The organism is Nocardioides sp. (assembly GCF_051876515.1).
Classification (GTDB): domain Bacteria; phylum Actinomycetota; class Actinomycetes; order Propionibacteriales; family Nocardioidaceae; genus Nocardioides.
The window spans coordinates 1-10,954 of record NZ_JBJEHY010000117.1 but is presented as its reverse complement, the minus strand read 5'-3'; the positions used below and the strand labels follow the sequence as shown (position 1 = coordinate 10,954).

The 10,954-nt window shown below is 72.6% G+C and carries 13 protein-coding genes; 6 read left to right on the top strand and 7 right to left on the bottom strand.

The window, feature by feature from the left end; all coding sequences use genetic code 11:
• Nucleotides 1-93 precede the first annotated feature (93 nt).
• The 3 genes from ACI379_RS08490 to ACI379_RS08480 are packed head-to-tail and all read right to left on the bottom strand — an operon-like array spanning nucleotide 94 to nucleotide 3,643.
• Nucleotides 94-1,464 (bottom strand): MFS transporter, encoded by a 1,371-nt coding sequence (locus ACI379_RS08490; protein WP_439791648.1) that lies wholly within the window; start codon nucleotides 1,462-1,464, stop codon nucleotides 94-96.
• The gene (locus tag ACI379_RS08485) at nucleotides 1,461-2,300 is read right to left on the bottom strand and encodes an SDR family NAD(P)-dependent oxidoreductase (RefSeq protein ID WP_439791647.1); all 840 of its coding nucleotides are present in this window, start codon (nucleotides 2,298-2,300) and stop codon (nucleotides 1,461-1,463) included. Before ACI379_RS08485 ends, ACI379_RS08490 begins: the two co-directional genes overlap by 4 nt.
• A complete protein-coding gene (locus tag ACI379_RS08480) occupies nucleotides 2,297-3,643 on the bottom strand; it encodes a flavin-containing monooxygenase (RefSeq protein WP_439791646.1) in 1,347 nt (448 codons plus the stop codon). The genes ACI379_RS08485 and ACI379_RS08480 overlap by 4 nt, the downstream gene beginning before the upstream one ends.
• Nucleotides 3,644-3,776: 133 nt before the next feature.
• Between ACI379_RS08480 and ACI379_RS08475 the strand changes: the two genes are divergently transcribed.
• Complete coding sequence (locus ACI379_RS08475; RefSeq protein WP_439791645.1) at nucleotides 3,777-4,418, top strand: TetR/AcrR family transcriptional regulator; 642 nt, start codon at nucleotides 3,777-3,779, stop codon at nucleotides 4,416-4,418.
• Nucleotides 4,419-4,454: 36 nt separating this feature from the next.
• On the opposite strand, the gene ACI379_RS08470 is transcribed toward ACI379_RS08475, so the two are convergent.
• Nucleotides 4,455-5,108, bottom strand: coding sequence for a YdeI/OmpD-associated family protein (locus ACI379_RS08470; protein WP_439791644.1), 654 nt, complete (start codon nucleotides 5,106-5,108; stop codon nucleotides 4,455-4,457).
• 39 nt (nucleotides 5,109-5,147) lie between these two features.
• Here ACI379_RS08470 and ACI379_RS08465 point away from each other — a divergent pair, with 39 nt between their 5' ends.
• On the top strand, nucleotides 5,148-6,134 hold the full coding sequence (locus ACI379_RS08465; protein ID WP_439791643.1) for an LLM class flavin-dependent oxidoreductase: 987 nt from the start codon (nucleotides 5,148-5,150) through the stop codon (nucleotides 6,132-6,134).
• Between the two features lie 141 nt (nucleotides 6,135-6,275).
• Here ACI379_RS08465 and ACI379_RS08460 read toward each other — a convergent pair whose 3' ends face one another.
• Nucleotides 6,276-6,641, bottom strand: a complete 366-nt coding sequence (locus ACI379_RS08460; RefSeq protein WP_439791642.1) for a DoxX family protein — start codon at nucleotides 6,639-6,641, stop codon at nucleotides 6,276-6,278.
• Nucleotides 6,642-6,755: 114 nt separating this feature from the next.
• Between ACI379_RS08460 and ACI379_RS08455 the strand changes: the two genes are divergently transcribed.
• A complete protein-coding gene (locus ACI379_RS08455) occupies nucleotides 6,756-7,247 on the top strand; it encodes a MarR family winged helix-turn-helix transcriptional regulator (protein WP_439791641.1) in 492 nt (163 codons plus the stop codon).
• Between the two features lie 72 nt (nucleotides 7,248-7,319).
• Nucleotides 7,320-7,892 carry a hypothetical protein gene (locus ACI379_RS08450; protein ID WP_439791640.1) on the top strand — a complete coding sequence of 191 codons (573 nt, stop codon included), beginning with the start codon at nucleotides 7,320-7,322 and terminating at the stop codon, nucleotides 7,890-7,892.
• A 9-nt stretch (nucleotides 7,893-7,901) separates the two neighbouring features.
• Here the strand turns inward: ACI379_RS08450 and ACI379_RS08445 are convergent, their stop codons facing one another.
• Both ACI379_RS08445 and ACI379_RS08440 read right to left on the bottom strand, forming a co-directional pair.
• Complete coding sequence (locus ACI379_RS08445) at nucleotides 7,902-8,330, bottom strand: hypothetical protein (RefSeq protein ID WP_439791639.1); 429 nt, start codon at nucleotides 8,328-8,330, stop codon at nucleotides 7,902-7,904.
• Between the two features lie 62 nt (nucleotides 8,331-8,392).
• A complete protein-coding gene (locus ACI379_RS08440) occupies nucleotides 8,393-8,845 on the bottom strand; it encodes a hypothetical protein (protein WP_439791638.1) in 453 nt (150 codons plus the stop codon).
• Between the two features lie 119 nt (nucleotides 8,846-8,964).
• Here ACI379_RS08440 and ACI379_RS08435 point away from each other — a divergent pair, with 119 nt between their 5' ends.
• On the top strand, nucleotides 8,965-9,834 hold the full coding sequence (locus tag ACI379_RS08435; protein ID WP_439791637.1) for a thioesterase family protein: 870 nt from the start codon (nucleotides 8,965-8,967) through the stop codon (nucleotides 9,832-9,834).
• 150 nt (nucleotides 9,835-9,984) lie between these two features.
• The coding region (locus tag ACI379_RS08430) for an acyl-CoA dehydrogenase family protein (protein WP_439791649.1) at nucleotides 9,985-10,954 on the top strand (970 nt) is incomplete at its 3' end.

Genomic DNA, 10,954 nt, shown 5'->3' with positions numbered 1-10,954 from the left:
AGCCGCCCGCCTGACCTCACAGGCCGGCGAGGACCAGCGCTCCACCGCCCAGGGCGGTCAGCAGGAGCAGCAGCTCGACTGGGGGGACGCCACTCACCGCCCGACCGGGTCGAGGCGGTAGCGCGCCTGGAAGAACATGGCGAGCGCCATCAGCACCGCCGGGACGACGGTGAAGCCCACCAGCAGTGCGGTGATCGCGGAGTCGGGCTGCACCACGTCCTGCCCGGCGGTGCTGGAGACGAACCCGCCCAGCGCGAGCGCCGCGGAGTAGACGTACGGCCCGACCGCCGTGCCGAGCGCCTCGGTCGCGGTCCACACGCCGGTGTAGCCGCCGGCCTGCCCGTCACCACCGGCGTCGGCAGCGGCCACGGCGCCCGGGCCCATCGAGAAGGCGAACAGCTGGAGGCCGGCGAAGGCGACGCCCATCGCGACCACCACGGCCACCGAGACGGCCACACCGACCTGCGAGGTGGCGAGCAGGGCCACCGAGCCGACCACGAAGACGGCCTGGGAGATGAGCAGTCCGCGCTGCTTGCCGATGCGGCGCGAGACCACCATCCACGCCGGACCGGCGGCGACCGCCGGGACCAGGAAGGCGCCCATGAAGACGGCCGTGAGTCCGGCGTCGTCGTACACGTAGCGGGTGAAGTACGGCAGCGCCGCCATGAAGAGGTGCGTGGTGGTGCCCGTGAACAGGTACGACAGCACCAGCATGCGGAAGTCGCGGTCGGCCCAGGCGACCTTCACGTCCGCGAGCGCCGAGTGGCCGGCGGTCTCGGCGGGCGTACGGAAACCGCAGGCCTGCGTCAGGGAGCGCACGCCGCGGATCGCGACGATCGCGGAGACGACCATGACGACGCACAGCACCGCGGCCATCGTCGTGTAGTCGGAGCGCCGCTCGCTGGCGACCAGGGCGGGGGCCGCGACCCCGGCGCCGAGGAGACCGACGGTGAGGAACAGCATCCGGAACATGAAGACCCGGGTGCGCTCGTGGTACCCGATGACCAGGTCGGACGGCGTGGTCAGGTACGGCACCTGGAACATGGCGAAGAGCAGGTTGCCGACGATGAACCACGCGCCCACCCAGACGGCGGCCGGCGGACCGGTCAGGCCGGAGGGCACCGTGAACATCGCGACCATCGCGGCGCCCAGCGCGACGCCGCCGACCATCATCCGGCGGCGGTGCCCCAGGCTGCGCGCCTGACGGTCCGAGCGCGAACCGATCATCGGGTGCACGACGACGTCGACGATCTTGGGCACCAGCAGCGTCAGGCCGGCCAGCGCGGCGGCGACGCCGACGACGTCGGTGAGGAAGTAGAGCAGGAGCAGGCCGGGCACGGTGACCCACACGCCCATCCCGAACGAGCCGGACGCGTACGCGGCCAGGGCGCTGGCCGGAGCGCGCACGCCCCGCTCGTCGCCGGTCTCGGTGGCAGCCCCGGGTGCGGTCTCGGCAGCACTCATCGGGACACCTCCTCGGCGTGACGGGCCACGACACCCTCGGCGAGGGCGGCTCCGTCGAAGGCCCCGGAGCGGGCCCGGTCGGCCAGCGTACGCAGCACGATGCGGTCCGTCACCCGCGGAAGGTGGCGGGCCACGAAGAACTCGACGGCCCCCTTGCGGGTGGTCGGCACGTCGCGGCGCGCCCTCACCGACAGCAGCGAGCGCTCGACCGCGTCGACCACGCCCTCGAGGGGCTCGTACGTGCTCATCCCCTCCAGGGAGAGGCCGGCGGCGGCGGTGGAGTCGTGGATCGGGCTGCGGGTGGCCGAGGGGTAGACGCAGGTGACCCCGACGTGGGTGCCGAGCTCGAGGCGCAGCGCGTCGGCGTACGCCACCATGGCGCGCTTCGAGGCGCCGTAGGCGGCGGCCAGCGGCAGCTGCATGACGGCCATCCGCGAGGAGACCATGACGACGCGCCCGCGGGAGGCGACCAGCGCGTCGACGCAGGCGGCGCTCACGCGCCAGGTGCCGAGCAGGTTGATCTCGAGCTGGCGCCGCACCTCGGCGCCCGGCGCGGCCTCGGCCGGGGCGGGGCCGCCGATGCCGGCGTTGTTGACCAGGCCGTCGAGGCCGCCGAGCAGGTCGAGCGCCCGCGGGACGCCGGTCGTCACCGAGTCGTCGTCGGTGAGGTCGCAGGCGATCACCTCGAACCCCTCGTCGCCGCGCGGGGCGACGTCGAGCCCGACCACGTGGGCGCCCTGCTCGACGAGGCGGCGCCCCAGCGCCAGCCCGATGGTGCCGGACGCGCCGGTGATGAGCACCCGCATCCCGGTCGGGTTCTTCACACGCCTGCTCATCGGGTCTCCTCCGACTCGGTCACGGTCCAGGTACGGGCGCCGGCGCGGGCGCGCTCGACACCGGCGGCCACCTCGGCGGGCAGGGCGGCCACGTAGTCGTCGAAGTCGATCCGCATCGCCGGACGCTTCTCGCCCCAGCGGTCCCGGGCGGACGCGAGGGCCCGGTCCACGGCCTGCTGCTGCTCGACCGGGGCGGGGAGGGCGTACCGGCCCGCGAGGTAGGCGGCGGCCAGCTTGGCCTGCGCCTCGACGACCGGCAGGGCCGCGCCGGTCGACTGCATGAGCCCCACGAAGGTGAGGGTGGGGTCGGCGAGGTGGAAGACCCGCTGGAACAGCCCCATCGCCTCCGGGTCGGGGCCCACCAGGCTCTCGTCGAGGAAGGGGATCGAGACTCGGTAGCCGGTGGCCCACACGATGAGGTCGACCTCGTCGCTGGTGCCGTCGACGAAGTGAACCGTGGTGCCCTCGAAGCGGTCGATGCCCGGCCGCGGCAGCACCTCGCCGTGGGTGATGCGGTGCAGGATCGTGTCGCTGATCGTGGGGTGGTTCTGGAACAGGCCGCCGGCCGGGGCGGGCAGGCCGTACGACTGCGGGGTGCCGACGGCGACGCGCAGCATGGTCTCGGCGATCCGCTGGCGCACCCGCCAGGGGAGCTTCTTGAGCAGCGCGCCGGTGGCGTCGGCGGGGCGGCCGAAGAGGTACTTGGGGACCACGTGCACGCCGTGGCGGCCCGAGAGCAGCACCGGCGCCGAACCGACGAACGAGGCGTCGACGGCGATGTCCATCGCGGAGTTGCCCATCCCGACGACCATCACGCGGCGCCCGGCGTACTGGTCGGCGCTGCGGTGGTCGTGGGCGTGCATCTGCTCGCCGGTGAACTCCCCGGCGGGGACGGGGGCGGGCCAGCGCGGGTCCCAGTTGTGACCGTTGGCGACCACCACCGCGTCGACGAGCAGCGGCTCGGAGCTGGCCACCTCGACCTGCCAGCGCTCCCCCTGCTTGGCGACCGAGGTCACCTCGGCGCCGTACCGGATGCGGGCGGTGACGCCGAAGGTCTCCGCGTAGTCGCGCAGGTACCCCTCGATCACGGCCGCGGAGGGGTAGTCGGGCCACGCGGCCGGCATCGGGAAGTCGGCAAACTGGGTGCGGCCCTTGCTCGTGTTGAGGTGCAGCGAGTCGTACGCCGGGGAGAGGCCGGAGGCGTTGCCGCGGGCCCAGAGACCACCGGGGCGGTCGCCCTTCTCGAGGACGACGACGTCGACCTTCTCGTCCAGCAGAGCCTTCGCGGCAGCGAGGCCGGCAGCTCCGGCGCCGATGACGGCGACCGTGGGGTTGTGCACCATGTCAGTCCTTCAGAGTGTGTGGCATTCCTCTCATTCAATCGACTGATGGAGGGAACGTCAAGCCCCTGACCTGCAGCAACTTCTCCATCAAGCGTTGGACAGGGGGTGGTGGGCAGACTGTAGGGTGGCGTTCGTGGGCACCGTGGAGGAGACCAGCAGCAGCCGCGAGCGGATCATCGAGGCGGCCACCGACCTGTTCGCGCGACGCGGGTACGAGGCCACCAGCACGCGCGCGATCGGCGAGGCCGCGGGGCTCAACATCGCCACGGTCGCCTACCACGTGGGCAGCAAGGCCGACCTCTACCTCGAGGTCATGCGCCGCGCCCACGCCGCCCAGGGCGAGGCCGTCGTGGCCGCGCTCGGCCACCTCGCGACCACCCAGCCGACCCCCGAGGCGACCCGGGCGGCACTGCACGAATTCGTCGACGCCTACCTCGGCTTCTGCCTCTCCCACCCCGAGGTGCCGGCCCTGTGGATGCGCCGCTGGCTGGACGAGGGCGAGGAGACCGACGCCATCGAGCAGGAGTTCGCCGGACCGCTGGTCGCCCGCGTCGCCGACGGCGTACGCGCGGTGCTGCAGGCCGGGGGTCTGGCCGACGACATCGACCTGGAGATGCTCGTCTACTCGATCATCTGGTCGACCCACTCGTTCAGCCGTGCCGGCTTCGTCGATGCCTCCGGCACCCGACAGGTCGCCTCCTCGCTGGCCATGACCGACCGCTTCCGCCGGCACCTGCACACGCTGGTCGACGGGTCGCTCAGCGTCGCACCCTGACGCCCAGCCGGCTCTGACGCTGGACCGGCCCGAGGCTCAGGCGCCACCCGCGGTGCGCGCCGCCTCGGCGGCGCGGACCAGCCACGCGGGCTCCTTGCCGTACCGCTGCGGCTTGATCATCCGTCCGGCCGCGCTGTCGGCGACGAGCTCGGCCAGCCGTCGCTCGCGGGTGGCCTCCTGCTTGGCGGTGACCACCCAGTTCTCGGCGACGCTGCGGTACGACGCGGTCGCCACCTCCCAGAACGCGGCGGCGGCCGGGTCGGCGAGCAGCACCGCGCGCTGGGCGTCGTCGAGTGCGGCCCTGGTCTCGTACGAGTAGCCCGAGCGGTCCGGGCGCCGTCGCTCGTACGCCGCGAGTCCCGCCGGACGCATCAGCCCCTGCGCGGTGAGCCGCTCGACGTGGTCGATGTTGACCTGGCTCCACACGCTGGTCGCCTTGCGCGGCGTCCACCGCTGCCGGCGCGCGTCCTCGTCGATGCGCTGCGACACCGAGTCGATCCAGCCGAAGCAGAGCGCCACGGGGACCGCGTCGGCCCAGGTGAGCCCCTGGTCGGCGACGTGCTTCTTGTTGAGCCCCATCCACAGCTCGGTGGCGCTCTCGTAGTGCTCCTCCAGCCAGGCCGCCCACTCGTCGGCATCGGCGAAGAAGAGGGCGGGGCGCTCGGGCGTGCCGCCGGGAGTTCCGGTCATCCCAGCACGGTAGCCGGACGAACTGACACGATGCGGCCCATGTCGACGTACTTCGTGGCCCGCTACGACTTCCGCTCCCCCGGGCTCGAGCCCGCGGCCCGCCAGGAGCTCTTCTCCCGCGCGGTGGCCCAGGTGGCGCACCTCGACGCAGCCGGGTGGGACTCCGTCGTCGTCTCCGAGCACCACGCCAGCGAGGACGGGTACCTGCCCTCCCCGCTGCCGGTGGCCGGCGCCTTCGCGGCGGTGAGCAGCCGGATCCCGATCAGCGTCTCCGCGCTGCTGGCCAACCTGTACGACCCGGTCCGGCTGGCCGAGGACATGTCGGTACTCAGCCACCTCTCGGCCGGACGCGTCGGGTACACGTTCGGCCTGGGCTACCGCGAGGAGGAGTACGCCCACCTCGGCCGTCCGTGGGCCAGCCGGGGCGCCGACCTCGAGGAGCGGATCCAGGTGGTCACGGCCCTGCTGGCCGGCGAGGAGGTCACCTTCGAGGGGCGTACGACGCGGGTCTTCCCACAACCGTTCGCGCTGCCGTTCCTCCTGTACGGCGGCGGCTCGCCCGCCGCGGCCCGTCGCGCGGGGCGCCTGGGCCTGCACTTCCAGCCGCAGCGCCGCGACCGCGACCTGGCCGAGCTGTACCGGGAGACCTGCCGCGAGCACGGGCGCGAGCCCGGCCTGGTCGTCTCCCCGCCGGCCGGCCCGACGTCGGTCTTCGCGGCCGCGGACCCGGACGAGTTCTGGGAGCGCTGGGGCGAGCACCTGCTCGCCGACGCGCGGGGCTACTACCGCTGGAAGCCGCCCACCCGCGGCGAGGGCGCCGTCCTGGACGCGGCCGAGACGGTGGAGGACCTGCGCGCCGGAGACGTCTACCTGGTCGCGACGCCCGACGACCTCGTCGAGCGTTGCCGCGCCGGGGAGATCCGCGCCCTGAGCACCCACCCCGGTTGCGGCGGCCTGCCGACCGACCCGTCGTGGGAGAGCCTGCGCCTGATCAGCGAGTCGGTGATCCCGGCCGTACGGGGGTAGCGGGGTCTCCGGCGGCGCTTGCGTCATACGAACGTGCGCTGGCCCCGCCGGCGTCATGCAAACGCGCGCTGGCCCCCGCGCCCGTCATACGAACCCGCACCTATAGGTGCGGATCCGTATGACGCACGGCCCACCCGCGACTCAGAAGCCGACGAAGACCCGCCCGATGCCGACGAAGAAGGAGAGCACGCCGAGGACGAGCGCCGGCGTGAAGGCCTCCTTGAGCTTCGCGTGGACGATGATCGCGCCGACCATGGTCAGGCCCAGCGCCAGACCGGCGACAGCGGTGAGCGGCTCGGCCACACCGGTCAGGCCGGGCAGCACCAGGCCGAGGGCACCGAGCACCTCGGCGACACCGATCGCCTTGACGACCGGCGCCGAGAAGCTGTCGACCCAGTGCATCCCACCCTCCTTGAGCTGCTCCTTCGACTTCAGCGCCTTCATGGAGCCGGCGCCGAGGAAGGCGACGGCGAGCAGACCTGCGACGACCCAGAGGGCGATGTTCATGGTGACTCCTGGAGTTGTTGTGGCTTCAAGTTCACCCGCGACAACCACGCCCCCGACCACGTCATTCCCGAACGCGAGACATTTCTTGACCGTTCACGTGCGTACGCTGGAGGCATGCCCGAGCCCACCGACGACGTGCGCTGGCTGACCGCGGACGAGCACACCGCCTGGCTGGCGACCGCAGCCCTGATGATCCGGCTGCCGGCGGCGCTCGACTCGCAGCTCGTCCGCGACTCCGGGCTCACCTTCTTCGAGTACATGGTCCTGGTCGCGCTGTCGGAGGCCGAGGACCGGACGCTGCAGATGAGCGTCCTCGCCGAGATGGCCTCCTCCTCCCTGTCCCGCCTCTCCCACGCGGCCTCCCGCCTGGAGGACCAGGGGCTGCTCACGCGTTGCCGTGTGCCGGGCGCGGGCCGGCGTACGGCCGCGACCCTCACCGACACCGGGTACGCCGCCGTGGCCGCGGCGGCCCCCGGACACGTACGCCGGGTGCGCGACCTGCTCATCGACCGCCTCTCCCCCGACGACCTCGCCGCCCTGGGGCGGGCCGGACGCGCGGTCATGGAGGCGCTCGGCGAGGGCGATTGCCGCGAGCAGCAGATCTGAAAACCACGGTGGACCGCGTACGGGCGCCCAGAGACTGGGGCGCCCCTTCCTCCAGCGCACCCGGAGCTTCCCGTGACCCGAGCCTCCCGTCCCCTCACCCGCCTGACCGCCGGCCTGGCGCTCGCCGCCGGCCTCCTGGCCGGTCCGACCGCGCCGGCCCACACCGAGCCCACGTCCGTCCCGGCGGCGGCCGCGGCACAGGCGCCCGAGGCGTTCTACTGCTGGGAGACCTGCGCCTTCAACGACCCGCGCGACGCCAAGGCTCGCGTGGACATCCGCAAGGGCAAGCTGGTCAACGGGCCCGAGCGGTTCACGGTGCGCTTCAAGGTCCGCTCGCTCCCCGCGACCGGCAAGATCGCCGTCGGCGCCGGCCTCAGCGGTTGGGGCGTGAACTACTTCGTCACCAAGACCCGCCGCGGCACGAAGGTCTGGAGCCAGACGATCTCTGAGGTGGAGGTCTACCCGAAGGAGCGCTGCCGTACGGCCAAGGTGTCGTGGAACCGACGCACCGACACCGTTCTGCTGCGCCTCGGGCACGCGTGCACGGGCAGCACCGCGGGCGGCGGCTCGATCATCAACGGCATCCAGTTCCGCTCGGGCGGCCAGAAGGACCTGGCCGGGAAGATCTACTGGGGTCTCAGCTGACCCGGGACCTCAGAGACCCGACAGGTCGTCCGGGACCACGAACTCCTCGTCGAACGACAGCGCGTCGGGGTCGCGGCGCACGGGGAGGTGCTCCAGCGCCACCTTGGTCAGCGCGACCCGGCTGGCCTCGACGACCTTGCGCTTGACCCGGCCGAGCCCACCGTCGGCGATCGTGGCGTGCACCGCCTCGAGGATCTGCTCGTCGCTGAACGCGGCGCGCGTGCCGGCCTCGACCTCGACGTCGGGCAGGGCCGCCATCACCGGCAGCAGCTCGTCGCCGAGGGCGGCCATCACCTGGTAGCGGGCGTACTTCTCCATCGACTGCCAGACCTCGTCGGGGTCGGCCGCACGACGCCGTACGCCTCCCGCCTTGGCGGCCGCGACGGTCTTGGCGGCCCCCGTCAGGGCGGTGGTCAGCTCGTGCTCGGTGAAACGCATGGCTCCAAGCATGACCGACGCCGCACAGCGGTGTCCTCGGGACCCCGCGACGTCGGCCGTGGTCAGCCGCCGCAGACCATCTGCAACGTCGCCAGCTGCTCCATCGCGAGGCCGTCGGTGGGCAGGGTGCAGACGTAGGTGGAGAAGTCGTCGACGCCCTCGAGCTCGTCGACGGCACCGTCGAACGTCTTCACGACCTCGGGGCAGGCGTGCTCGAGGCCGATCCGGGTCGTGGGCACGGAGTCGAGGGAGCCGGACAGCGCGAGGTGCGCACGCCAGGCGTCGCCCTCGGTGCGCTGGCAGTCCTCGGTCGCGCGGCCCACGGCCGCGTCGAAGTCGAAGTCGTCCCGGCCGAGCTCCTGCTCCAGGTCGGCCCGCCACTCCTTCTCGGTCTGCGACATGGCGGGTGCCTGCGTCGTGGTCGCCTCGGCGTCCCCGCCGTCGTCGCCTCCCGAGCACCCCGTGAGGACGAGAACGAGGGCGGCCAGGGGTCCGAGAGAGGCGTGTCGACGCATGGGTCGAAGGCTAGTGACTCACAAGTAGCCTCAGGGGGCATCTGGGCGACCGTGGACGTGATCCTCACCTCACGCCCCCGGTGCCACCTGACGGAACCCCGCACCGAGAGAGTCACCCCATGACCACCGACACCGCCTGCTACCTGCCGCTGGGCAGCCGCGTCGACCCCGACGGCCGTACGGTCGAGCGCTTCCGCGCCACCGCGCACACGGCGAGCGCCTGGAACCTCGCCGACCAGCACGGAGGACCGGTGTCGGGGATCCTCACCCGGGCGATGGAACGCTGCTCCCCGCGCGAGGGGACCCGGCTGTCCCGCATCACCGTCGAGATCCTGGGTGCCGTGCCCGTCGCCGAGATCGAGGTGTCGGCGTGGGTGGAGCGGCCGGGCCGCCGGATCGAGCTGGTGGCCGCCGAGATCCGGGCGACGGGTCCGGACGGCGAGCCGCGCGCCGTGGCGCGGGCCAGCGCCTGGCGCCTGGTCACCCACGCCACCGACGAGGTCGCCTCCTCCACCGACTCCGGCATGGGCGACGCCCCCGCCGACGACGCCGAGGGCCAGGGTTCGGCGATCCTGCCGAAGGCGTGGCGCGCCGGGTTCGTCAACGCCCTCGACTGGCACCTGAGCGAGCTGCCCGGCCCCGAGGGCGGCCCGACGGGCGGCTGGCTGCGGCTGCGCGTGCCCCTGGTCGCGGGCGAGGAGCCCACCCCGACCCAGCGGGTCCTCACCATCGTCGACGTCGCGAACGGGGTCGGGGCCCGCCTCGACGCACGCCACTTCACGTTCCTCAACACCGAGGTGAGCGTCCACCTGTACGAGCCCCCGACGGGCCTGTGGGTGGGGCTGCGCGCGGAGACGTCGGTGGGTCGCGACGGGATCGGGATGAGCGCCGGCTCGATCCACGACGACCGCGGCCCCGTGGGGCGGATCGCGCAGAACGTGCTGGTCGAGCGCCGGGCCCGACCCACCGCGGGGACGCAGCCGGCCTGACCCGTTTGGGGGATGCCGGGGTGGTACGCCTTCCGTCCGTCATTACTCACCGGTAATATCGGTCTGCGCGCCGCACCGGCGCGATCCGTACGTGTCACCACGGCCCGCACACCCGTGCCGGGCCACCCGCACCGCAAGGAGTCCGTGGACGTGAGCCACTACAAGTCCAACCTGCGCGACATCGAGTTCAACCTCTTCGAGCTGCTCGAGCGCGACAAGGTCCTCGGCACCGGCCCCTACGGCGAGGTCGACGGCGAGGCCGCCCGCGAGATCCTGGCCGAGGTCGAGCGACTGACCCGTGAGGACGTCGCGGCGTCGTACGTCGACTCCGACCGCAACCCGCCGGTCTTCGACCCCACGACCCACACCGCCCCGCTGCCGGAGGCGTTCAAGAAGTCGTACCGCGCCTGGATGGACGCCGAGTTCTGGCGCATCGGCATCCCCGAGGACCTCGGCGGCACCCCGGCCACCCCGTCGCTGCTGTGGGCGACCAACGAGATGCTGCTCGGCGCGAACGCCCCCGTGTGGATGTACTCCACGGGCCCGTTCTGCGGCGCGCTGGTCCGCAAGAACGCCAACGGCGTCGCCGCCCAGGAGCGTCTCGGCGAGATCATCGTCGAGCGCGGCTGGAACTCCACGATGGTGCTCACCGAGCCCGACGCCGGATCCGACGTCGGCGCCGGCCGTACGAAGGCCACGCCCAACGAGGACGGCACCTGGAACATCACCGGCGTGAAGCGGTTCATCACCTCCGCCGAGCACGACCTGTCCGAGAACATCGTCCACCTGGTCCTCGCGCGCCCCGAGGGCGTGGAGGGTGCGGGCGGCCCGGGCACCAAGGGCCTCTCCCTGTTCCTCGTGCCCAAGTTCCACTACGACCCCGAGTCCGGCGAGCTGACCGGTGAGCGCAACGGCGTGTACGTCACCAACGTCGAGCACAAGATGGGCATCAAGGTCTCCAACACCTGCGAGCTGACCTTCGGCGACCCGCAGGTCGGCGGCGGCGAGCCCGCCCGCGGCATCCTGATGGGCGAGATCCACGACGGCATCGCGCAGATGTTCCAGGTCATCGAGAACGCCCGCATGATGGTGGGCACCAAGGCCATCGCCACCCTCTCGA

Excerpts from the sequence above, each read along its gene's own strand:
- ACI379_RS08490 (WP_439791648.1), bottom strand. The coding sequence starts at position 1,464 with ATGAGTGCTGCCGAGACCGCACCCGGGGCTGCCACCGAGACCGGCGAC.
- ACI379_RS08485 (WP_439791647.1), bottom strand. The coding sequence starts at position 2,300 with ATGAGCAGGCGTGTGAAGAACCCGACCGGGATGCGGGTGCTCATCACC.
- ACI379_RS08480 (WP_439791646.1), bottom strand. The coding sequence starts at position 3,643 with ATGGTGCACAACCCCACGGTCGCCGTCATCGGCGCCGGAGCTGCCGGC.
- ACI379_RS08470 (WP_439791644.1), bottom strand. The coding sequence starts at position 5,108 with ATGACCGGAACTCCCGGCGGCACGCCCGAGCGCCCCGCCCTCTTCTTC.
- ACI379_RS08465 (WP_439791643.1), top strand. The coding sequence starts at position 5,148 with ATGTCGACGTACTTCGTGGCCCGCTACGACTTCCGCTCCCCCGGGCTC.
- ACI379_RS08460 (WP_439791642.1), bottom strand. The coding sequence starts at position 6,641 with ATGAACATCGCCCTCTGGGTCGTCGCAGGTCTGCTCGCCGTCGCCTTC.
- ACI379_RS08455 (WP_439791641.1), top strand. The coding sequence starts at position 6,756 with ATGCCCGAGCCCACCGACGACGTGCGCTGGCTGACCGCGGACGAGCAC.
- ACI379_RS08445 (WP_439791639.1), bottom strand. The coding sequence starts at position 8,330 with ATGCGTTTCACCGAGCACGAGCTGACCACCGCCCTGACGGGGGCCGCC.
- ACI379_RS08440 (WP_439791638.1), bottom strand. The coding sequence starts at position 8,845 with ATGCGTCGACACGCCTCTCTCGGACCCCTGGCCGCCCTCGTTCTCGTC.
- ACI379_RS08435 (WP_439791637.1), top strand. The coding sequence starts at position 8,965 with ATGACCACCGACACCGCCTGCTACCTGCCGCTGGGCAGCCGCGTCGAC.